We start from the raw sequence: 21,837 nt of genomic DNA on the forward strand, positions 1-21,837 counted from the left end.
GGGTTCTCGGGTTCTCGGGTTCTCGGATTCGGGGGGGGGGAGGTGGGTCAGCGCCCCGAGCGGGGTGCGAAGTACGCGAGGGCCGCGCCGGCGACCAGCGCGACACCCTGGGCCATCTGCTGCCAGAACGTCGGCACGTTCAGCAGGGTCAGGCCGTTCTGCAGGCCGCCGAGGAAGAGCACGCCGAGCAGGACGCCGAGGATCGAGCCGGTGCCGCCGGTGAGGGCGACTCCGCCGAGCAGCACCGCGGTGAGCACGGTCAGTTCGAACCCGGCCCCGGAGGTTCCGGCGACCACGCTGTCCAGCACCGACGCCTTGACGGCCCCGGCCAGGGCGGCGGCCACGCCGGTGACGACGAACAGCGCGAACGGGGTCCGGCGGACCTGGATGCCGGAGAGGTGGGCGGCCTCCCGGTTGACGCCGATGGCGAAGACGTGGCGTCCGGCCGGGGTGAGCGCCAGGAAGAGCGTGCCCGCCGCCAGCACCAGCGCCGCGATGACGACCGGCGCCGCGAACCCGGCGATCCGCGCCCCGCCGATCCAGGCGAACCCGGACCCGAAGCCGCTCAGCGGCAGCGGGAAGAGCTGCTGTGCCAGGCCCCGTACGGCCGTCAGCATCCCGAGGGTGACGATGAACGCGGACAGGCCGAAGTAGCAGCACAGGACGCCGTTGACCGCCCCGACCGCCGCCCCGGCGGCGAGCGCACCCAGCAGGGCGACGGCGGGTGACTGGTGGTGCTGCCCGGCCAGCCAGCCGGCGACCAGCCCGCCGAGGGCGAGCGTGGAGCCGACCGACAGGTCGAGGTAGCCGCTGATGACGAGCAGGGCCAGCGGGACGGCGACGATGGCGAGGGTGGCGGCGTCGGTGGTGATGCCGCTCAGGTTGGCCGGGTCGAGGAAGCTGCCCGTGGTCAGCTGGAAGACCAGCACCATCGCGACTAGCACGACGAGCAGCGGGTTGCGGCGTACGGTGTCCAGCCCGCCCGTGGCCAGGAGTCGGGGGCGCGTGAGGACGCGGTCGGCGGTGGTCATGCTGCTCCTTCGGCGGACAGGGGGGTGTGGACGGCCGACAGCAGGGCCTGTTCGGTGAGTTCGGCGCCCGAGAGTTCGCCGGCGATCCGTCCCCCGGCGACGATCAGGCAGCGGTCGGCGAGCGCCACGATCTCCTCGGGGTCGCTGGAGGCGAACAGCACGGCGGTGCCGCGCTCGGCGGCGAGGGAGGACACGACCCGGTAGATCTCCTGCCGGGCCCCCACGTCCACGCCCTGCGTCGGCTCGTCCAGCAGCAGGACGTCCACGTGCCGGGCCTCGTTGATCCACCGGCCGAGGACGAGCTTCTGCTGGTTGCCGCCGGAGAACGCGCCCGCCGGCAGCCCGGGCCGCGCCGGGCGCAGGCCCACCGCTGTGGCCAGCGCCTCGAACACCCGCCGCTCGGTGCGCAATGCCCGCACGCCGTACCGGGCCAGGGGCCGGACGGCCGGCAGCAGCGTGTTGTCCTGCGCGGACAGCGACGGGAACAGGCCCTGTGCGCGCCGGTCCGCCGGTACGAGGGCGATCCCTGCGGCGAGCGCGTCGGCCGGGCGGGCCGGGGCGACGGTACGGTCACCGACCCTGATCGATCCGGCGGTGGCGCGCCGCCTGCCGTAGAGGGTCTCCAGGACGCGGGTACGGCCGGAACCGATGAGCCCGAACAGGGCGACGCGTTCGCCTTCGCCCACGGTGACATCGACGGGGCCGAAGCCGGGGCCGCGCAGGGCATTGACGACGAGCCGGGGTGCGGTTGACGTACGGCGGGGCCGGGGCCCGCGCACTTCCTCCGTCGGCCGCCCCGCGATCGCCGCGACCAGTTCGGCCCGGGTCTGCCCCGCCACCGTGCCCTGGTGCGCGACCCGTCCGTCGCGCAGGACCGTCACCGCGTCCGCGAGCCGTTCGACCTCCGCCAGCAGGTGGGTGACGTAGACGATGGCGAGCCCCTGGGTGCGCAGGTCTTCGACGCGTTCGGCCAGGGCGTCGGTCTCCGCCCCGGACAGGGCGGCCGTCGGCTCGTCGAGGACCAGGACGGAGGCGCTGCGGCTGAGGGCCTTGGCGATCTCCACCAACTGCCGCTGTCCCATGGGCAGATCCGCCACCCGGTCGCGTGGGGAGCACCGGGCCGCGACCCGCTCCAGCAGCCCGGCGGCGACGTCCTCCTGGGCGCGCCGGTCGATGCGGCCGTACCGGGTCCACTCCTGGCCGAGGAAGATGTTCTCCGCCACGGTCAGAGCGTCGACCACGCTGAGCGTCTGGAAGATGATCGCCACGCCGGCCGCGATCGACTCGCGGGGACTGAGGCGGGTGTGGGTCGTCCCGCCCACCTCGATGGTGCCGGCGTCGGGCGGGAAGGCGCCGCCCAGGCACTTGATGAGAGTGGACTTGCCGGCGCCGTTGTGGCCGAGCAGTGCGTGCACCTGGCCGGCCGGGACGGTGAGGTCCACGCCGTCCAGGGCCCGGACTCCGCCGAACGACTTGGTCAGGCCGCGGATGCGGAGGTTCGTGGTCGTCATGGCGGGCCTACGCGTTCTGTGCGAGCAGTTTGTCGATCTCGGCGCCGTCGCCACGCCGGACCAGCGTGATCGGCACCTGGGCGCTGGGGTTCGCCTTGCCCGCGGCGACCGCGCGCGGCACCTCGACGACGGCGGCGGCGATGTCCTTCGGCGCCAAGGCGGCGGAGGCCTGGTAGAAGGTGCCCTGCTTGACGGCGAGGAGCGACGGCGCGGCCCCGTCCTGCCCACCGACGAAGGTCTTCGCGTCATCCTTCTCCCGGCCTGCCTGCTGGAGTGCCTTGAACCCGCCGTACGCGGCGGCGTCGGTGACACCGAGGACGAGGTTGAGGTCGGGGTGTTTGGCGAGGATCGCCTTCGTCTTGGACAGGCCCGTGTCCGGGTCGATGGCCTGTTCCCGGGCCACGACGTCGACGCCGGGCGCCAGCTCGGTGAAGGCGTCGATCATGCCCTTGGTGCGCTCCCGGCCCAGCTCGATGGTGCTGTCGGTGAGGAAGGCGATCTTGCCCTTGCCGCCGAGGTGTTCCTCGGCCCACTTCGCCGCGGCCTCGCCGAGCTGGGTGCCGCCCTCGCGGAAGCTGAACTGTATGTCGGCGCTCTGGTGCTGGAGGGAGCCACCGTAGGTCACCCAAATCAGTCCGGCGTCCAGGGCCGCCTTGGCGATGGGCTCGGCGGCCTCGAAGACCATCGGGAAGGACACGATCGCCGGGACCTCGCGGGCGACCCAGGTGTTGAGGTTGCTCGCCTGGGTGTCGGCGCTCGCGTTGTCGCTGGTCGTGAGCAGCGAGATGCCGTGCCGCTCGGCCTGGGCGGTGGAGAGCTTGACCAGCGTGGAGTAGAGCGGGAGCTGGGTGAAGGGGTAGTCGAGGCCGATCTTCGTCAGGCGGGTGCCGCCGGAGGCCGACGGTCGGGACGAGGCGGACGTGTTCTCCGGTGCCGAGCATCCGGCGGCCGCCAGGGCGGTGGCGGCGGAGAGGGCGAGGAAGCGTCTGCGCGAGGCGGTGTACGGGGGTGGGGTCATGGTGAGGGCTCTCCGAGGGGCGGGCCCGGTGTGAGCGGGCGTCCGGCTGTGCCGAACAGGAAAGACCCGCCGGGCCTTGCGCACCATCCGTACAAATACCGACCGCGGGCGCGGCGAGGCCCGGTGAACACCTTGTCCGGCACGGACCGGAGCCCTATCGTTAGGCCCCAAACGACATCGTCGCCCGAGCCGCCCGGAGGCTCGTCATGCCCAGCCACCACCAGATCGCGGCAGCCGCCCGCATCGGCATGCTCACCCGCGAGCGCGACACCGCGTCGGCCTCCGCGCAGGCCCTGCGCGAACTCGCCGGCGCCCTGCCGCTGGACGCCGCGACCCTGCTCACGATCGACCCGGTGACCGGCTCCCACGTGCAGGTCGCGGGCATCGGCTACACCGACGCGGCCTCGCAGGCCCTGGCCCGTGAGTTCGTCGGGACGCCCTGGTACCGCAACGTCGTACGGCGTGAGCTGCCACCGTCCATCTCCCAGGACGCGGAGGATCCCGAGGACGCCGGACCGCGCTTCCGGCACGGCTGGTTCTACGCCGAGCGCGTCCGCCCTGCCGGTTTCCGGGACGGCGTCACGGGAGCGCTGCGCCACCGTGGCCGTCTGGTGGGGCTGGTCCATCTCTCCACCGAGAGCGCGGACGCCTACGACACCGACGCCCGGCTGCTGCTCGCCTCCGTGATCCCCGCCCTGGCCGCGTTCGCCGACCCGCTGGCACACGCCGGTGACCTGCACGGTCTGGCCGGGGAGGACGCGGCGAGCCTGGTCACCGGCGACGGCGGGGTGATCGACCTGCCCGGCCGGGACCGGCCCCTCGTACTGCGGGACGACGGACCCTTCCGTGCGCTGCTCGACGCCTTCACGGGCATGGGCGGGCGGCGGCTGCGGCTGCTGTGGCCGGCCGGTGGCGGCTGGCGGCGGGTCGCCCTGCACCGGCACCCGCCGGGCCCCGGCCTCGCGTCGGCGGCGGTACTGGTGCACGAGACGCCCACGGAGCTGCCGTACGGGCTGAGCCCCCGGGAGCTGGAGGTGCTCACCCGGGCGGCCACGGGGCAGACCAACCAGGCCATCGCGCAGGCCCTGTTCCTGTCGCCGCGGACCGTGCACAGCCATGTCGAGCATCTGCTGCGCAAGACCGGCTGCGCCTCCCGCGCCGAGGCCACCGCGCTCGCGGTCCGGGACGGGCTGCTGCGTCCGGACCCGGATCACCTCGCGCGTTTCGTCGAGCGGTGATCCGGGCCGTGGCGGTCGGAAGGGACGAGGTCAGGAGGTCAGTCGCCCGACGCGCCGCATGACCTCGCGGCAGAACGCCCCGACCCCCTCGGGGTCGTCGATGAACTGGTTCGGCTTGACACAGAACGTGGTGAAGCCCTGCTCCAGTTGCTCCGGGATCACGGCGAGCGCCGCACCGAGGTCCGCCGGTGAACGGTCGTCCGGGAAGACGGCCCGGGTGCCGCCGATCATCTCCAGACCGGCGATGTCCCGCCCGGCGGCGGCCATCGACTCCTTGAGCGTCCGGAGGTCCTCGGGCGTGGGCCGGCCGAGCGGGTGGAAGCCGTGGCCGTAGCGCACCAGGCGGCGCAGGACGGGGCCGTGCAGGCGCTGCCCGCCGAACCAGAGCCGGGGACCGTCCGGACGGTGAGCCTTGGGCTCGAACCAGACGTCCTGGAAGGGGTAGTGCGGTCCCTCGTGGGACAGCGGGGACGGGCCCCAGGCCTTCGCCCAGACCTCCAGCTGCTCGTCGAGGAGCCGTCCCCGCCGGGCGAAGGGCACGCCGAGGGCGTCGTACTCGTCCTCGCTCCAGCTGACCGTGGGCTGTACGACGAGCCGTCCCTCGCTGAGGAGGTCGAGGGTGCCGAGCTCACGGGCGAGCAGCAGCGGGTGGCGAAGTGGGGCGAGAACGGCAGCGGCGGCGAGGCGCAGCCGGGAGGTGACGGAGGCGATGGCGGCGAGCAGCAGCAGGGAGTTGGGCCAGGGGGTGTGCGGGTCCTGGTTGCCCGGGAGGGCGTAGTCGCGGGGGTTGCCCATGATGCCGGCGGCTGCCGCGTCGGGGCCGAGGACGATGTGCTCGCTGACCATGACGGCGTCGAAGCCGGCGTCCTCGGCCTCGCGGGCCCAGCGGACGGCGGCGGGCAGATCGGCCCGGCCGCCGGTCAGGGTCCAGTTCTCGCTGAGGACGAGGAGCATGCGGGGAGGACTGGGCATGACGGGTTTCCCTTTCGGCTTCGTACAATTTGAGTCCGAACGACTGGACGGCCCGGGTGAGCCGCCCGTGCGTGACACGTCGCGACCAGACGAAGGAGCCGCCCGTGCCGGGCCACCGATCCATCACCGAGGCCGAGAAGCTCGCGGCGGCGAAGCTCGGCGGCATTCCGATCCGCCGGGAGCAGATGGCGGCGGTGGCGAACATCCACCGGGCCGCGTCCGCCGTGCGGCAGCACCTGGAGAACTCGGTGCTGCGCGATTCCGACCTGACCTGGACGGCCTTCGTCGTGCTGTGGGTGGTCTGGGTGTGGGGCGAGTCGGAGACCCGGCACGTGGCGGACGAGGCGGGGATCTCCAAGGGCACGCTGACCGGGGTGGTGCGCACGCTGGAGTCGCGGGGACTGCTGCGGCGGGACGGTCATCCGAGTGACGGGCGGCTGGTGCTGCTGAGCCTGACGGAGGAGGGCGACGCGTTCATGCAGCGGGTCTTTCCGGCGTTCAACGAGGAGGAGGCCTTCGTCACGGGCCGGCTGAGCGACGCCGAGTGCCGCAGTCTCGCCGAGGGGCTGCGGAGCGTGGTGCTCCAGGTGGAGGAGCACGGCGAGGAGCGGCGGGAGTCCCTGCGGGGCGGTGCCGAGCCCGCGCCCCGGCGCAGCGGGCGGCGGCCCCGGGCCTGACTCCCGCGGCGGCGTCACCGGGCGGCGGCCCGTACGAGCGCGTCGAACAGGCCCTGCTGCGCGGGGTCTTCGTGGGCGGTGTCCTCGGGGTGCCACTGGACGGCCGTGAACCAGCCGTGGGCGCCGGGGAGTTCGAGGGCCTCGATGGTGCCGTCGGCCGCCCGGGCCGTGACGCGGAGGCCGGTGCCCAGGCGGTCGACGCGCTGGTGGTGGTAGCAGGAGACGTCGGTCTTCTCGGCTCCGGTGGCCCGGGCGACGACCGAGCCCGGTTCCAGGGTGACGGGGTGCACCAGGTGGCGGTGCTCGCGTTCCGGGCCGCCCATGTCCTGCTCCAGGGTGCCGCCGAGGCCCACGTTGACGACCTGGAGGCCGCGGCAGATCGCGAGCAGGGGCAGGCCCGACTCCAGGGCGTGGCGGGCGACGTCGAGGTCGAAGGTGTCCTGGAGGGTGTCGACGTCGTAGACGGTGTCGTGCGTGTCGGCGGCGGAGTAGCGGGCGGGGGCGAGGTCTCCGCCGCCGGGGAGCAGGACGCCGTCGAAGCGGGCGAGGCGGGCGGCGGTGCCGCTGTCCGCCGGGTGGATGCTCGCCGGTTCGCCGCCGGCCCGCCAGACGGCCTCGGTCAGGGCCCGGGCGGTGACCTCGGCGGCGTACCGGAGGGCGGAGGTCCGTGCGGAGAACCGGGCGGGGACGGCGATCAGCGGCCTCACAGCTGGATCCAGGTGGTCTTGAGCTCGGTGTACTTCTCCAGCGCGTGGGCGGACTTGTCGCGGCCGTTGCCCGACTGCTTCATGCCGCCGAAGGGCACGGTCAGGTCGCCCTCCTCGTAGCAGTTGACCCAGACCGTGCCGGCCCGCAGTCTGCGGGAGACCTGGTGGGCGGTGGACAGGTCGGAGGTCCACAGGCCGGCGGCGAGGCCGTACTCGGTGGCGTTGGCCAGGCGGACCGCCTCGTCGAGGTCGTCGAAGGCGAGCACCGACAGGACGGGGCCGAAGATCTCCTCCCGGGCCAGTCGCGCACCGGGGTCGACCTGGTCGAAGACGGTCGGCTCCAGGTAGGTCCCGCCCGTCTCGGCGAGGACCCGTTCGCCGCCGGTACGCAGACGGGCGCCCTCGTCGACGCCGTGTCGGACGTGGTCGCGTACGCGGTCCAGGTGGGCCTGTCCGACCAGTGCTCCCATCTCCGTCGCCGGGTCGAGGGGGTCGCCGACCCGTAGCTCCCGGGCACGCCGGACCACGGCCTCGGTGACGCGCTCGGCGATCGAGGTGTGCACGAGCAGCCGCGAAGGGGCCGTGCACATCTCGCCCTGGTTGAAGAAGATGCCCCAGGCGGCGGTGGCGGCGGCCTTGTCGAGGTCGGGGGCGTCGGGCAGGACGATGTTGGGCGACTTGCCGCCGAGTTCCAGCCAGACCCGCTTGAGGTTGGAGTCGGCGGCGTAGCGCAGGAAGTGGCGGCCCACGGCGGTGGAGCCGGTGAACGCCAGGACGTCCACGCCGGGGTGGAGCCCGAGGGCCCGGCCGGCCGTGGGTCCGTCGCCGCCCACGACGTTGAGCACGCCCGGCGGCAGTCCGGCCTCGGTCGCGAGGCGGCCCAGGAGCAGGGCGGAGAGCGGGGAGTGCTCCGAGGGTTTCAGGACGACCGTGCAGCCGGCCGCCAGCGCCGGGGCGATCTTCCAGCCGGCCAGGGTCAGCGGGAAGTTCCAGGGGACGACCGCCCCGACCACCCCGGCGGGTTCCCGGGTGACCAGGGCGAGGGCGTCCGGGGCGGTGTGCGGGGACTCGTCGGTGAGCTTGTCCGCGAGCTGGCCGTACCAGCGGAAGGTGTTGATGACGGCGCGCAGTTCGATACCGTCGGCGTCCGTGATCGGTTTGCCCATCTCCAGGCTGACGGTCAACGCCAGTTCCTCGCGCCGCTCGTCGAGCAGGCCGGCGAGGCGGAGCAGGGCCCGGCCGCGCTCGGCGGGTGCCAGGCGCGGCCAGGGGCCGGTGTCGAAGGCCCGCCGGGCGGCGGCGACGGCCGCGTCCACCTCGGCGGGGCCGGCGTCGGCGACCTCGGCGATGATCCGGCCGTCCCGTGGGGACACGACCGGGAACGTCGCCCCGTGCCCGGGTTCGTCGGCGCCGTCGAGGTGATGGGCGCCGGAGAGCTGGAACGCCTTGGCGCGGCGCAGCCACTCGTCGTGGGTGACGGCCGGCATGGAACCTCCTTGGGGGCTTCCCTGATCAGGTCGATGTGCTGACGGACGGTTTGCGCACCCGCGCGGCCACGACGCCCAGCGCCATGACCACCGGGACCGGCAGCGTGAGCCACAGGGCCGTGGTGCGGTCGCCGCCGATGAGGGTGGTGAAGTTGGCGAGGATGAGCCAGATCGCCCCGGCGATGCCCAGCGCGCCCAGGACGGGTGCGACCAGGGTGTTCCAGGGGCGGGTGTCGAGACGAACGCGTCGGAAGAAGACGACGACGGACACTGACGTCAGCAGGTACAGCAGCATCATCGCCAGGACGGCGACCCCGCTGAACCAGGAGAACAGTGTGAGCACCGGGTCCTTGCCCGCGAGCGCGAAGGGGAGCACGAGGAGGACGGCCAGGACGGTCTGGACGCACCCCGCCGTCCAGGGGGCGTGGCGGCGGTTGAGTCCGCACAGCCGGCGCGGCAGCAGTCCGTCGCGGCCGAGCGAGAACAGGTAGCGGTTGGCGGAGTTGTGGAAGGTGAGGATGCCCGCGAAGAGGGAGGTGGCGAGCAGGATCGGCAGTACGTCGCCCACCCAGCCGCCGAACTCGGCCGCGATGGGCGCGAAGACGAACCCGGCCCCGTCACCGCCCTCCAGGGCCTTGCCCGCGGCCGCGGTGGCCTGGGAGGGGCCGTAGGAGGAGATGATCATCCAGGAGGTCAGGGCGAAGAAGCCGGTGACGACGGCGACCGCGAGGTAGGTGGCCCGCGGCACGGTCTTCCTCGGCTCGCGGGCCTCCTCGCCGTAGATCGCGGTGGCCTCGAAGCCGAACATGGAGGCCACAGCGAACATCACGGCCACGCCCGGCGCTCCGTCCAGGGCGGCGGACGGGGAGAAGCTGTCGGCGAGGCCGAGCCCCTCGGGGCCGCCGCCCTTGACGAGGGTGACCAGGGCGAAGACCGCCAGGATGCTGAACTCCGCCAGGACGAAGACGGCCAGCACCTTGGCGCCCATCTCGACACCGGCCGCGCCGAGCGCCTGGACGACGGCCATGGTGACCAGCGTCCAGACCCACCACGGCAGGTCGAGGCCGGTGTGGCCGGCGACTAGGCCGCTCACGATGGCTCCGTAGAGCCCGTACATGGCGGCCTGGATGGTGCAGTACGCGAAGAGCGCGAGGCCCGCGCTGCCGGTGCCGGTGGTCCGGCCCAGGCCCTTGCCGATGTAGGTGTAGAAGGCGCCCGCGTCCACGACATGGCGGCCCATGGCGACGAAGCCCACCGAGAACAGCAGGATCACCAGGCCCGCCACCAGATAGGCGGCGGGCACGCCGGGCCCGTTGCCGAGCGCCACGGCGATGGGGGCCGCGCCGGCGATGCCGGTGAGCGGGGCCTGGGCGGACAGGACGAAGAAGAGGATGCCCAGGACGCCGAGGGCGTCGGGCTTGAGCGTGCCTGTGGTGGGCGCGTCCGGTTTCGCCGGGTGCGGGGAGACCGTCTGACTGTCCACTCGGATCACCTGCCAGAGGGAGGAAGGATCGTTTCAGGCCAAACGAGTTGCCTCATCGTGGGGCGGAACTATCCGTTTGGCAAGGGGTGAGGGACGAGGAATTCCAGAGCTTCGGGGCCGGGGCGGCGCGGAAGGACGCCGAGAGGTCAGGCCTCGTCGCCCCGTCGCTCGGCGAGCAGCCGCAGCACTGAGCGCAGCTCGTCGAGGGCCGCGTCGATGACCTCGCGCTCGCCGAAGACCAGCTGGTGCAGGACGAGTCCTTCCAGCGTGGCGAAGACCATCCGGGACAGGCCCTCGTCGACCGGTCCGGGCAGCATCTGGGTGAGTTCGCGCCGGGTCGCGTCGAAGTACTCCTCGTACAGCGACCGCAGGTGGGCCAGGAGCTCGGGGCGGCGCCGGGACTCCAGCAGCAGTTCGTACTGGAACGCCTGGAGGTCCGGCCCCGACTCCACCATGTCCGTCAGGCCCACCGAGAAGTCGGCGGCCTCGCCCGTGCCGGGCTCCAGGGCGCTGCTGCTCAGGGAGGACCGGATGGCGTGGGTCAGGGCTTCTTCGATCAGGGCGTCGCGGGAGCCGAAGTGGTGCACGACCAGGCCGTGGGTGACACCGGCCTCCTGCGCGACCGCCCGGTAGGTGAGCCTGCGCAGCCCGCCCCGGGCGACGACCCGCACGGCGGCCTCCAGCAGGGCCTCGCGGCCCGTGCCGTAGTTCACGCGCTTGCGGGGGCGGCGGCCGGCGGGCTCGGTCATGCCCGCGACCCTACCCGGGCCGTCCCGGTCGGCGACGGGGCCGGTGCCCCCGTCGGAGACACCGCGTCCGGTGCCCGCCTCAGCGACGCGGCGGCCGGATGCCACGGAACTCCCAGTCGCCGCCGAGCGCGGTCGACAGCACCTCCTCCGACTCGGTGGGCTGGGCACCCACGTCCGTGCGGACGGCGGTCGGGCCGGTCACGATGTGGTTGGTGAGCCGTCCCAGCCCTTCGACCTCCACCTCCACCACGTCTCCCGGCTGGACGGGGCGCGAGTTGGCCGGGGTGCCGGACAGCAGGACGTCCCCGGGGTACAGGGTGATGGTGCGGGCGATGTCGGCGACGAGGTAGTGCATGTCCCACGTCATCTCGTCGGTGGAGCCGTCCTGCACGACCTCTCCGTTGACGAAGGTCCGCAGCCGCTTGCCGTGGAAGTCCCAGTCGGTGACGAGGCCGGGGCCGAGCGGGCAGAGGGTGTCGGAACCCTTGACCCGGAGCATGGAGCCGGCGTCGGTGTCGCGGAAGTCGTGCAGCCCGTAGTCGTTGGCGACGGTGTACCCGGCGATGTACTCCCCCGCCTCGGCCGGTGCGATGTTCCGCGCGGTCCGCCCGATGACGATGGCGACCTCGCCCTCGTAGTTGAGCCACTTGCAGCCCTCGGGGCGGACGATCGCGCCCCGGTGGGAGTTGAGGGCGGAGGTCGGCTTGTGGAAGTAGGTGGGGGTGCCGGGCAGGCCGATCTGAAACTCGTCGACCCGGCTGCGGTGGTTGAGATGGACGGCGATGACCTTGGACGGCACGACCGGCGGCAGATGCTGTGCCGTCTCGGTCTTGACGCGGCGGCCGTCCCCGGCGACGAGTTCGTCACCGTCGACGGTGACCTGGACGGCGGCACCGTCGAGGAGGATACGGCGGTACTCAGGCATGGGCGGACTCCTGCGCGGGGGTGTGGTCTGCGGCGGGGGTGGCGTGGTCCCCGGTCCAGCCGCCGGCCGGGCGGTCGAACCAGAGATGGACCTGGCCGGTGCCGACGGAGTTCTCGTACGCGCCGTACTGCCGGGCCGGGGCGACACAGGCCTGCTCGCCGAGGGCGCCGGCCAGCATCAGGTAGTGGAAGAACTTCGCCTCGGGCTTGTACCGCCAGAACTCGTCCATGGTGGCGAGGACCTTGTCGTGACGGCCCTCCTTGAACCAGGCGATCCGCTCCTCATCGGCCTCGCGCGCTTCGGGCGTACGAATATGGACGGGGTCGCTGGCCTCATGGTCGCGCAGTTCGCGCAGCGGCCAGAAAGTGTGCGACAGGGCGCCGGAGGCGATGACCAGGACCCGTCTCCCGGGGGTGGCGGCGATCCCGTCGGCCAGCGCCCGCCCGAGCCGCAGATGGTCCTCCATGTCGCCGGTCTGGCAGACGCCGATGGTGATCCACCGCTTGTCCGGCAGTCCCTCCCCCAGGTACTTCCAGAGGTTGAGGGTGGCGTAGTAGATCGGCAGGTACGCGTCGTCGATCGGGGTGATCCAGGTGCCGTGCTTGTCGGCGAACCCGGCCACGTTGTGGGCGAGTTCGGGGTCGCCGGGGAAGTCGTACGGCATCCTGCACATGCCGCGCGGCAGCTCCTCGGAGGTGAACAGGCCCGCGCGCCGCTCCTGCGCGGTGACGACGAACTCGACGGTGGTCGCCCAGTGGGAGTCGAGTACGACCACGGTGTCGTACTCGTTGGCGGCATCACGCTCGAAGACGTCCCCGCGGAGCTCCCGGAGCCCGGTCACGAGGGTGATCTCCTTGCCCTCGTTCAGCTCCCGGCGATCCGCCTCGGGCAGCACGATGGTGGGCACGTGGGCGAGCAGCCCGGCCCCGACGATCTCACCCATGGTCCTGGTTCCATCCCTTCGGGGCGGTGACGGTGTTCTTCAGGTCGCAGTAGAAGTCGAAGCTCCAGGTACCGCCCTCACGGCCGACACCGGACTGCCGGGAGCCGCCGAAGGGTGCCTGGAGGTCGCGTACGAAGAAGCAGTTGACCCAGACCGTGCCCGCGACGAGCCGCGCGGTGACCCGCTCGGCACGGTCGCGATCGCCGGTGGCGACAGTGGCGGCCAGCCCGAAACGGGTGTCGTTGGCGAGCCGGACCGCCTCGTCCTCGCCCGCGAAGGTCTGGAGGGTCAGAACCGGCCCGAAGACCTCCTCCTGCACGATCTCGGAGTCCTGGGCGACATCGGTGAGCAGGGTCGGCGCGTAGTACTGCCCGTCCTTCCGATGCCCTCCGACGACGGCCCGTGCCCCGGCCGCGACGGCCCGCCGCACGAACCCGTCGATCTTCTCCAGCTGGCGGGGATGGATGGTGGGCCCGATGTCGGTGGCCTCGTCCCGCGGGTCGCCCTGTTCCAGGGCCGTGGCCTTCTCGACGAACCGGCGGGTGAACTCGTCGGCGACCGTCTCCTCGACCAGCAGCCGGGTGCCCGCCAGACAGACCTGCCCGGCGTTGTCGTACTGCTCGACGGCGAGGTCGACGGCCAGCTCCAGATCGGCGTCGGCGAACACCAGCAGCGGTGACTTGCCCCCGAGTTCGAGACTCAAGGGGGTGAGCTGCGAAGCGGCCGACTCCGCGATCCGCTTCGCGGTCGGCACGGACCCCGTGAAACTGATCCGGCGCACCTCCGGGTGCGAGGTCAGAGCGTCCCCGACCTCCGAGCCGTACCCCTGCACGACATTCAGCACCCCGGCCGGCAGCCCCGCCTCGGCTGCGATGTCGGCCAGCAGGGAGGCGGTCAGCGGGGACCACTCCGCCGGCTTGAGAACGACGGTGTTGCCCGCGGCGAGGGCGGGGGCGACCTTCCAGGTGGCCAGCATCAGGGGCGCGTTCCACGGAGTGATCAGCACACAGGGCCCCGCCGGATCCCAGCTGACGTGGTTGGTGTGCCCCCGGGTCTCGAAGTCCTCGTGGCCGAGCGACAGCAACCAGTCCGCGAAGAACCGGAAGTTGTGAGCGACACGGGGCATCACGCCCCGGCAGTGGGAACGCAGGAGGGCGCCGTTGTCGGTGGTCTCGACGATCGCGAGCTCTTCGATCCGCTTCTCGACCCCGTCGGCGATGGCGTGAAGGATGCGGGCGCGTTCCGTACGGGAGGTCGTCGCCCAGGCGGGAAAGGCGTCCCGGGCGGCGGCGACGGCGGCTCGGGCCTCAGCGGGACCGCCCCGGGCGATCTCGCCGAGAGCACTGCCGTCGATCGGCGAATGGTCAGTGAACGTATCGGCGGAGGTTACGCGTTGCCCGCCGATCCAGTGCCGGGCATCGACGGAGACACCGGCGACGATGATGTTGTCAGGCATGAGAAGGGTTCCATTCAGAAGAGGGGCTGTCGCACGTCCTCAGGGGCGCGGGGAACTGCGCGAACAATCACGACGGACCCGCACCCGCCCACAAACCTCACTCGGCACACGCTGCTGACGTACCGACCTCAAGCAGCCGCCCCCCGTCCCACACCACCCCGACCTGCCGGTAATACGCAGCGATCGGCTCACGCACCTCCAGCCGGGCAAGCTCCTCGGTAGGCGCCTCGAACAGCTCCAACTCCGCGTCACCGACCCACGCCTGCCCACCCTCGAACGAAGCCGCCCCGGACGCGATCAGCTCATCAAGAGCCAGCCCCTTACCCTCGATCGACGGCAACCACCGGTGATGAGCCATGGGATGCGCGTTGACGAAGCCGCCGCTCTCGGAAGGCTCGCGCAGCGTCACCACGGCCTGAGCCAGCCGCCGGTCCGCCGCGGCCAGCGTCGCCCCGAACCGCGCCCCCGCCTCGATCCGCGGCGCGGGCCCATACGGATGAGGCCGCGTCTGATGAATGGACCCGAGCTTCTTCGGATACCCCTGGTGCAGCCCTCGCGCGATCGCGAAGTCCTTGTCGACCCAGATGTAGACGCACCGCGAGTAGGTCCGCCCACGGAACGCGCACCGCACGACCGCGAACGCCTCCTTGTACTGCGCCCGCACAGGATCGAGCAGCTCCTCCCCCGCCCCCGAGCACGACTGCCAGTCCGCCCAGATCAGGGCGACGGCCCCCGGATCCTCGTCGGCCAACTCCAGGGGATCGGGCAGCAGTTCGCGCACCCGCGAGGGATCCGTCCGGTACTCGACGGTCAGCAGGTCTCCGGAGTAGTGCCACGGCGGCGCGGGAATCAGCGACGAGGCACCGCTCGCCGTCTTGGGGTGGAAGTACCCCTGAACAACGGTCACTTGAGGGCTCCTTGCGCAGTGAGGGCGGGCTGCTTCAGCAGCTCGGCGCGACAGCGGGCGGCGGCACGGCCGACGGCCGGTCCGCCGAGCGCGACGACACCGACCAGCAGTCCGTCGCGGTGGTAGCCGACCAGGACGTCCCCCGACGGGTCGCCGTCGAGGACCCGGACGTCACCGAGCCCCAGGGCAGGTGCGCCGAAGGACTGGAGCCGGAAGTCGTGCTGGTCGCTCCAGAAGGTGGGCAGCGGCGCGAAGGGCGTCAGGCCGGCCACACCACCGGCCAGCACCTTCGCGGCGTGCTTGGCCGAGTCGGCCGGGACGGACCAGTGCTCGACCCGGCGCGGCACCCCGTCGTAGCGGGCGTTGGGGAAGCGGGCGACATCGCCGACGGCGACGACGTCCGGGCGGCCACCGACCCGCAAGTGCTCGTCGGTGAGCACGCCGTCGTCCAGGTCAAGCCCGTTGCCGTCCAGCCACTCCGTATTGGCGACCGAGCCGACGGACTCCACCACCACGTCGGCGGGAAGCACGGAGCCGTCACCCAGGACGACACCGGTGACGCGGTCCCGCCCCTCGAACCCGGCGACACCCGCACCGAGCGCGAAGCGGACCCCGCGCTCCTCGTGCCGCCGCAGCAGCGCGCGGGCGAGCAGCTCGCCGAGCGGCCCGACCATCGGCAGGGGCAGCGGGTCGACGACCGTCACCTCGGCCGCGCCCAGCCCGAGAGCCGTCGCGGCGACCTCGCAGCCGATGAACCCCGCACCAACGACGACCACCCGCACCCCGGGCCGGGTCAGTTCGCCCCGCAGGACCTGGGCGTCGTCGATCGTGCGGACGGTGTGGCGGCCGGCGAGCGGGCCGGGGCAGCGCAGCCGGCGGGGCCGCATGCCGGTGGCGACGACCAGACCGTCGTAGGAGAGCACCGAGCCGTCGTCGAGTTCGACGGTCCGCTCGGCGAGCCGCGCCGCGACCGCCTTCGTGCCCAGCCGCCACTCCACGTCCGCCACGGATGCCTTCGGGGTGAAGGCCAGCGACGCGAAGGCCGCCTTGCCCGCGAGGACCTCCTTGGACAGCGGGGGCCGGTTGTACGGCGGGTGCGGCTCGTCGCCGAGCACCGTGATGCCGCCGGTCCAGCCGGCGGTGCGCAGCTGCTCGGCCGCCCGCAGGCCGCCCAGGGAGGCGCCTGCCACGACGATGCGCCCGCTCATGTCAGTCCTCGATCCGGATGGCCTGGAGCGGGCAGACGTCCGCGGCCTCCTCGACCTCGTCGCGCAGCGCGTCGTCGGGGTCGGGGACGTGGGCCAGGCGGCCGGTGTCGTCCAGGTGGAAGACGTCGGGGGCCGCGAAGACGCACTGGCCGTGGTCCTGGCACTTGTTCATGTCGACGACGACCTTCATGGCCGGTCCTCCTGAATGTGAGGGCGTCGAAGGGAGAGGGAAAGGGGCCCGGCCGGACGGGCCGGGCCCCGGCCAACGGGGTGCGGTTCGACGCACCCCGAACTCGTTTGGCTTCAAACAAGGTAGGCAGGGGCAGGGGTCTGGTCAATAGCTATCCGGATGGATAAATTCTTGCCCCCACCCCCTTGCGGCCCCCCTCGCCCACCCCTACCGTTTGGCATCAAACAAAGTACCGGGCGGTCCCTGGCTCCGCCGCGCCCGGCCTGCTCGCTCTCCCGCCACCCGCCTCCCCGGCCCCGTGCCCCGGAGGTGTCCCGACGTCCGCCCGAGGAGACAACGGTGAGCGCTCACGACCTTGAAGAAGTCCGCCGCCACATGGAGCGGCTCGCCGCCGACGGCATCGACGTGGTCCGGGTGACCTATCCCGACCTCATCGGCACCGACCGGGCGCGTGACGTGCTCCTCGATGAGCTGCCCCGGGCCTGCGCGCACGGTCTCGCGTTCTGCCGGGCCGTCTACCACACCAGCCCGCAGGGCGACGTGGTCCCGGTGAGCGGCGGGCTGGACGCGGGGCTGCCGGACATCTGCGTACGGCCGGACCTCGGCACCCTGGTGCCCCTGCCCTGGGAGCCGGGGTGGCCGCCTGTCTGGGCGAGGTCGTCGACCCGGCGACCGGCGCGCCCGCCCCGGAGTCGCCCCGCGACCTGCTGCGCGCCGTCCTCGCCCGGTGCGCCGAGCACGGGCTGCGGCCGGTGGTCGGGCCCGAGCTGGAGTACTTCCTGTGTGAGCAGGACCCGTCCGGCGGCTGGCGCCGCTACGCGCCCGAGCCGGGCGTCGTCTACACCGCCGGGCTGCGCGCCGACCCCGGCAACCACCTGCTGCGCACCCTGCGCCACGTACGCGACCTGGGGATCGGGGCGATCAGCGGCAACCACGAGTTCGACGGCGGCCAGATCGAGATCAACCTGGCGCACTCCGACGCCCTCTCGGCCGCCGACCGGTCCTTCCGCTTCAAGGCCGCGATCAAGGAACTGGCCCGTAAGGAGGGCCGCCTGGCCACGTTCATGGCCAAGCCCTTCAACGACGCGGGCGGCTCCGGCTTCCACCTCCACCTCTCCGGCGAGGACGACCAGGGCGGCAACACCTTCGACGACCCGTCGGGGGCGTACGGCCTGTCCGCCGTCGCCCGGCACGCCATCGCCGGTGTCCTCGCCCACGCCCCCGCCCTGGCCGCGCTGCTCAACCCCACCGTCAACTCGTACAAGCGCTTCGGGCCGGACACCCTCGCGCCCTGGCTGATCGACTGGGGGCTGGACAACCGCAGCGCCATGGTGCGCGTCCCGCCCGAGCGCGGCTCGGGTGCCCGGCTCGAACTGCGGCTGGGCGACGCGAGCGCCAACCCCTATCTGGCGATCGCCGCCACGACGGCCGCCGCCCTCCTGGGCGTCCTGGCCGGCGAGGAGCCGCCCGCCCCGCTGGAGGGCTACGGCTACGACACCTCCCGGTCCGCCGCCCTGCCCCAGACCCTGTCCGCAGCGCTGGACGCGCTGGAGGCGGACACCGCCCTGACCGACCTGCTCGGCAAGGGCTTCACCACGTCCTTCCTCTCCTACAAGCGCGACGAGGTCGAACGCTTCCACCGGCACGTCACCGACTGGGAGTTCACCGAGTACGCCTACCACCTGTGACGCCCGCTGTGACGCCGAGGAGCTGTTCGATGACCACCGAGACCCCGACCGACGCCCTGCGCGAGCCGCTGCCCCTGGCCGACGTGAACCTCGCCGACCTGGACCGCTTCACGGACGGTGTCACGCCCTGGCGGATGTTCCACACCCTGCGTCACGAGGACCCCGTGCACTGGCAGCCCGAGGAGGCACCCAACTCCGGATTCTGGGCGGTGACCCGGCACCAGGACATCGTCCGGGTCGACCGCGACGCGGAGACCTTCACGTCGACGAGGTTCGTCAACCTGGAGGAGGTCGACGACGACCAGATCAAGAAACGCGCCTCGATCCTCGAACTGGACGGGGTCCGGCACCGGGCGCTGCGCAGCCTGATCCAGCGGCAGTTCGGCGCGAACGTGATCGGCGGCTACACCGACTTCCTGCGCGGACTGACGGCACGCACCCTCGACGCCGCGCTCGCCAAGGGCCGCTTCGACTTCGTCGAGGACGTCTCGGCGGACTTCCCGATCAACGTCCTGGCCCGGCTGCTGGACGTGCCCCCGGAGGACAACCAGCGGCTGATCGACTGGGGCAACCGCATCATCGGCCACACCGACCCCGACTACGCGGACGTCCTGCTGCACAGCGAGGAGAGCGAGCGGTACCGCGATCTGCCGTTCCGCTCCCCCGCCTCGCTGGAGGTCTTCGAGTACGGCCGGGAGCTGGCGCGGCGGCGACGCGGCGGCGACGGCACCGACCTGGTGTCCCGGCTGGTCAACACCACCCCCCGGGACGGTGTGCCGCTCTCCCCGCAGGACTTCGACAACTACTTCCTGCTCCTGGTCGTCGCCGGCAACGAGACCACCCGGCACACCATCTCCCACTCGATGCTGGCCCTCATCCAGCACCCCGAGCAGCTGGACCGCCTCCAGCAGGACCCCTCACTGATCCCGGTCGCGGTGGAGGAGTTCCTGCGCTGGGCCTCCCCCGTCTACCACTTCCGCCGCACCGCCACGCGCGACGTCGAACTGGGCGGCAGGCTGGTCAGGGAGGGCGACAAGGTCGTGATGTGGTTCGCCTCCGGCAACCGCGACGAGGAGGCCTTCGGCAACCCCTACGACTTCGATGTCACGCGCCGCGACAACGACCATGTCACCTTCGGCAAGGGCAGCCCTCACCTGTGCCTGGGCAACCTCCTCGCGCGCACCGAGATCCGGATCATGTTCGAGGAGCTGATCCCGCGCCTGGCGGACATCCGCCTGGCCGGTGACGTGCCGCGAGTGCGGTCCAATTTCGTCAACGGGATCAAGAAGCTGCCGGTGGAGGTCACCCTGACCTGAGTCCGCGGACAGCCGGGCGGTGGCTCTCCGCCGGACATGCACAGCCGCGCGGTCGGCGGGAGGCTGGTGATATCAGCACGGGCACGCGTCCCGAGGAGATCGTCATGAACAGCGCCACCCTGGAAGACATGCGGACCACGCTGCGAGGGCCGGTCATAGGCCCACGGGACGCGGACTACGACCAGGCCCGCAAGATCTACAACGCGATGATCGACAAGCATCCCGCCGCCATCGTGCGGTGCGCGGACGCCGCGGATGTCATGGCCGCGGTCGCCTACGTCCGCGATCACGGTCTGGAACTCGCCGTGCGGGGCGGCGGGCACAGCGGCCCGGGCCTGTGTCTGGTGGACGACGGCGTCACCATCGACCTGTCGCCGATGCGCGGGGTGCGGGTCGACCCGGCGGCGCGGACCGCGCAAGCCGGCGGCGGCGCTCAGCTCGGCGACCTGGACCACGCCACGCACGCCTTCGGCCTGGCCACCCCGACCGGCATCATCTCCATGACGGGGGTCGGGGGCCTGACCCTCGGCGGCGGACACGGCTATCTCACCCGCAAGTACGGCCTGACCGCGGACAACCTGATCGCCGCCGACGTCGTCCTGGCCGACGGCAGCTACGTCACCGCGAACGCGGACGAGCACCCGGACCTGTTCTGGGCCCTGCGCGGAGGCGGCGGCAACTTCGGCATCGCGACCTCCCTCACCTACCGGCTGCACCCGGTGGACACGGTCGGGGTCGGGGTGACCGTCTGGCCGGTCGAGCACACCCGCGAGGCGCTGGCGTGGTACCGCGAGTTCCTCCCGCGGGCGCCCGAGGACGTGTACGGCTTCTTCAACGTCTTCGTCGTCCCGCCCGGCCCGCCCTTCCCCGAGGAACTCCACGGGCGGAAGGTGTGCGGCATCGTGTGGTGCCTCACCGACGATCTGGACCGGCTCGACGAGACGCTCTCCGTGGTGAACGAGGCCGGATCGCCGGCCTTCCACTTCACGACTCCGATGCCGTACGTCGCGCTGCAGAGCATGTTCGACGAACTGATCCCGACCGGCTACCAGTGGTACTGGCGCGGCGACTTCTTCGACCACATCCCGGACGCCGCCCTGGACGTGCACCTCAAATACGCCGAGAACAACCCCACCCAGCTCTCGCTGATGCACCTCTACCCGGTCGACGGGGCGGCCCACCGAGTGGGCCCGGACGACACGGCGTGGAGCTACCGGGACGCGGTCTGGTCGGGCGTCTTCGCCGGTGTGGACCCCGATCCGGTCAACGCCGGGGCCATCAGGCAGTGGTGCGTCGACTACCAGGAGGAGCTGCACCCGTACTCCATGGGCGGCTCGTACGTGAACTTCATGGGGACGGGCGAGGGCCAGGAGCGGGTCCGGGCGACGTACCGCGACCACTACGACAGGCTCGCCCGGGTCAAGCGGACCTACGACCCGGACAACCTGTTCCACGCCAACCAGAACATCGCGCCGGCGCGGGGGTGACGGCCACGGTTCCCCGCTCCGGGAGGCGGCCATGGGAGAGATGATCGACGCCGGCGGCGTGGAGCTCTGGGTCGAGCGACGGGGCCAGGGGCCCGACGTCCTGCTCATCTCGGGGCTCGGGGACCCGGCCGAGGCGTGGCGGTCACAGCTCGACGGGCTCGCGGACCGCTACCGGCTCACCGCCTTCGACAACCGGGGCGCCGGGCGTACACCCCTGCCCGAGGGGCCGCTCACCATGCCCCGGATGGCCGACGACGCCGCCGCGCTGCTGCGCACGCTCCAGATCCCGGCCGCCCACGTGACCGGCTTCTCGGGAGGCAGCTTCATCGCCCAGGAGCTGGCGCTGAGGCATCCCGGCCTCGTCCGCAGCCTGGTCCTGATGAGCACGACGGCTCGCCCGGACTCCTACTTCCGCGCGATGACGCGCTTCTGGGAGTGGATGGTGGAGCGGGCTCCGACCGAGCGCGCCATGCTCGAGGCGTTCTACCTGTGGATCTACACACCGCGCGCCCATGCCGACGGCCTGGTCGACCGCCTCATCGACGAGACGCTGGCCTTCGAGCACCCGCAGTCCGCCGAGGCCTTCCAGCGCCAGCTCGCGGCGTTCTGCCGCCATGACACGTCCGACCGTCTCGGCGGCATCACCGCGCCGACCCTCGTCCTCTCCGGCGAACTCGACCTCGCCACGCCGCCGCGCCTCGGCCGGGAGGTCGCGCAGAGCATTCCGGACGCCGAGTTCGAGGTGCTGCCCGGAGAGGCTCATCAGCCGTTCCAGGAGGTGCCGGAGGTGTTCAACGCGCGGGTCGACGCGTTCTGGCGAGAGGTGGAGTCAGGAGACTGACGG

Annotated in this window: 19 protein-coding genes and 1 pseudogene; 6 read left to right on the top strand and 14 right to left on the bottom strand. The window is 72.2% G+C overall.

Translation table 11 applies throughout. The annotated features are described in order from the left end of the window. Positions 1-47: 47 nt before the first annotated feature. From ACZ6I3_RS13205 to ACZ6I3_RS13215, 3 genes are read right to left on the bottom strand one after another with little or no spacing between them, the layout of a single operon-like run. Positions 48-1,031 carry an ABC transporter permease gene (locus tag ACZ6I3_RS13205; protein WP_469414272.1) on the bottom strand — a complete coding sequence of 328 codons (984 nt, stop codon included), beginning with the start codon at positions 1,029-1,031 and terminating at the stop codon, positions 48-50. Beyond that, positions 1,028-2,542, bottom strand: coding sequence for a sugar ABC transporter ATP-binding protein (locus ACZ6I3_RS13210; protein ID WP_469414274.1), 1,515 nt, complete (start codon positions 2,540-2,542; stop codon positions 1,028-1,030). Before ACZ6I3_RS13210 ends, ACZ6I3_RS13205 begins: the two co-directional genes overlap by 4 nt. A 7-nt stretch (positions 2,543-2,549) precedes the next feature. Further along, positions 2,550-3,560: a sugar ABC transporter substrate-binding protein gene (locus ACZ6I3_RS13215; RefSeq protein ID WP_469414275.1), complete on the bottom strand. Its 1,011-nt coding sequence runs from the start codon at positions 3,558-3,560 to the stop codon at positions 2,550-2,552. A 206-nt stretch (positions 3,561-3,766) separates the two neighbouring features. On the opposite strand from ACZ6I3_RS13215, the gene ACZ6I3_RS13220 reads away from it, so the two are divergent. Continuing rightward, positions 3,767-4,798, top strand: a complete 1,032-nt coding sequence (locus ACZ6I3_RS13220; protein ID WP_469414277.1) for a helix-turn-helix transcriptional regulator — start codon at positions 3,767-3,769, stop codon at positions 4,796-4,798. A gap of 30 nt (positions 4,799-4,828) precedes the next feature. On the opposite strand, the gene ACZ6I3_RS13225 is transcribed toward ACZ6I3_RS13220, so the two are convergent. After that, positions 4,829-5,770, bottom strand: a complete 942-nt coding sequence (locus tag ACZ6I3_RS13225) for a TIGR03619 family F420-dependent LLM class oxidoreductase (RefSeq protein WP_469414279.1) — start codon at positions 5,768-5,770, stop codon at positions 4,829-4,831. A 104-nt stretch (positions 5,771-5,874) separates the two neighbouring features. On the opposite strand from ACZ6I3_RS13225, the gene ACZ6I3_RS13230 reads away from it, so the two are divergent. Further along, the gene (locus tag ACZ6I3_RS13230; protein WP_469414280.1) at positions 5,875-6,447 is read left to right on the top strand and encodes a MarR family winged helix-turn-helix transcriptional regulator; all 573 of its coding nucleotides are present in this window, start codon (positions 5,875-5,877) and stop codon (positions 6,445-6,447) included. A 14-nt stretch (positions 6,448-6,461) separates the two neighbouring features. On the opposite strand, the gene ACZ6I3_RS13235 is transcribed toward ACZ6I3_RS13230, so the two are convergent. The 10 genes from ACZ6I3_RS13235 to ACZ6I3_RS13280 all read right to left on the bottom strand — a co-directional run bounded on the left by ACZ6I3_RS13235 (position 6,462) and on the right by ACZ6I3_RS13280 (position 16,502). Beyond that, complete coding sequence (locus ACZ6I3_RS13235) at positions 6,462-7,154, bottom strand: gamma-glutamyl-gamma-aminobutyrate hydrolase family protein (RefSeq protein ID WP_469414282.1); 693 nt, start codon at positions 7,152-7,154, stop codon at positions 6,462-6,464. Then, a complete protein-coding gene (locus tag ACZ6I3_RS13240) occupies positions 7,151-8,641 on the bottom strand; it encodes an aldehyde dehydrogenase (protein WP_469414284.1) in 1,491 nt (496 codons plus the stop codon). The genes ACZ6I3_RS13235 and ACZ6I3_RS13240 overlap by 4 nt, the downstream gene beginning before the upstream one ends. Positions 8,642-8,666: 25 nt before the next feature. Next, a complete protein-coding gene (locus tag ACZ6I3_RS13245) occupies positions 8,667-10,124 on the bottom strand; it encodes an APC family permease (RefSeq protein WP_469414286.1) in 1,458 nt (485 codons plus the stop codon). Positions 10,125-10,270: 146 nt separating this feature from the next. Continuing rightward, positions 10,271-10,873, bottom strand: coding sequence for a TetR/AcrR family transcriptional regulator (locus ACZ6I3_RS13250; protein ID WP_469414287.1), 603 nt, complete (start codon positions 10,871-10,873; stop codon positions 10,271-10,273). Between the two features lie 79 nt (positions 10,874-10,952). Next, positions 10,953-11,798 (bottom strand): fumarylacetoacetate hydrolase family protein, encoded by an 846-nt coding sequence (locus ACZ6I3_RS13255; protein WP_469414288.1) that lies wholly within the window; start codon positions 11,796-11,798, stop codon positions 10,953-10,955. After that, a complete protein-coding gene (locus ACZ6I3_RS13260; RefSeq protein ID WP_469414290.1) occupies positions 11,791-12,741 on the bottom strand; it encodes a 3,4-dihydroxyphenylacetate 2,3-dioxygenase in 951 nt (316 codons plus the stop codon). Before ACZ6I3_RS13260 ends, ACZ6I3_RS13255 begins: the two co-directional genes overlap by 8 nt. Further along, the gene (locus ACZ6I3_RS13265; protein ID WP_469414292.1) at positions 12,734-14,197 is read right to left on the bottom strand and encodes an aldehyde dehydrogenase; all 1,464 of its coding nucleotides are present in this window, start codon (positions 14,195-14,197) and stop codon (positions 12,734-12,736) included. Before ACZ6I3_RS13265 ends, ACZ6I3_RS13260 begins: the two co-directional genes overlap by 8 nt. Before the next feature lie 97 nt (positions 14,198-14,294). Then, a complete protein-coding gene (locus ACZ6I3_RS13270; protein WP_469414294.1) occupies positions 14,295-15,104 on the bottom strand; it encodes an acetoacetate decarboxylase family protein in 810 nt (269 codons plus the stop codon). Then, a complete protein-coding gene (locus ACZ6I3_RS13275; protein ID WP_469414295.1) occupies positions 15,101-16,312 on the bottom strand; it encodes an NAD(P)/FAD-dependent oxidoreductase in 1,212 nt (403 codons plus the stop codon). Before ACZ6I3_RS13275 ends, ACZ6I3_RS13270 begins: the two co-directional genes overlap by 4 nt. Position 16,313: 1 nt before the next feature. Beyond that, on the bottom strand, positions 16,314-16,502 hold the full coding sequence (locus tag ACZ6I3_RS13280) for a ferredoxin (RefSeq protein ID WP_399022705.1): 189 nt from the start codon (positions 16,500-16,502) through the stop codon (positions 16,314-16,316). A 339-nt stretch (positions 16,503-16,841) separates the two neighbouring features. Here ACZ6I3_RS13280 and ACZ6I3_RS13285 point away from each other — a divergent pair. The 4 genes and pseudogenes from ACZ6I3_RS13285 to ACZ6I3_RS13300 all read left to right on the top strand — a co-directional run bounded on the left by ACZ6I3_RS13285 (position 16,842) and on the right by ACZ6I3_RS13300 (position 21,834). Continuing rightward, positions 16,842-18,190 (top strand): annotated as a pseudogene (locus ACZ6I3_RS13285) (glutamine synthetase family protein). 29 nt (positions 18,191-18,219) lie between these two features. Beyond that, the gene (locus tag ACZ6I3_RS13290) at positions 18,220-19,506 is read left to right on the top strand and encodes a cytochrome P450 (protein ID WP_469414296.1); all 1,287 of its coding nucleotides are present in this window, start codon (positions 18,220-18,222) and stop codon (positions 19,504-19,506) included. Positions 19,507-19,610: 104 nt separating this feature from the next. Next, the gene (locus ACZ6I3_RS13295) at positions 19,611-20,993 is read left to right on the top strand and encodes an FAD-binding oxidoreductase (RefSeq protein ID WP_469414298.1); all 1,383 of its coding nucleotides are present in this window, start codon (positions 19,611-19,613) and stop codon (positions 20,991-20,993) included. Positions 20,994-21,024: 31 nt separating this feature from the next. Beyond that, the gene (locus ACZ6I3_RS13300) at positions 21,025-21,834 is read left to right on the top strand and encodes an alpha/beta fold hydrolase (protein ID WP_469414300.1); all 810 of its coding nucleotides are present in this window, start codon (positions 21,025-21,027) and stop codon (positions 21,832-21,834) included. The last annotated feature ends 3 nt before the right edge of the window (positions 21,835-21,837 follow it).

This window comes from Streptomyces sp. NPDC041940, from assembly GCF_055589465.1.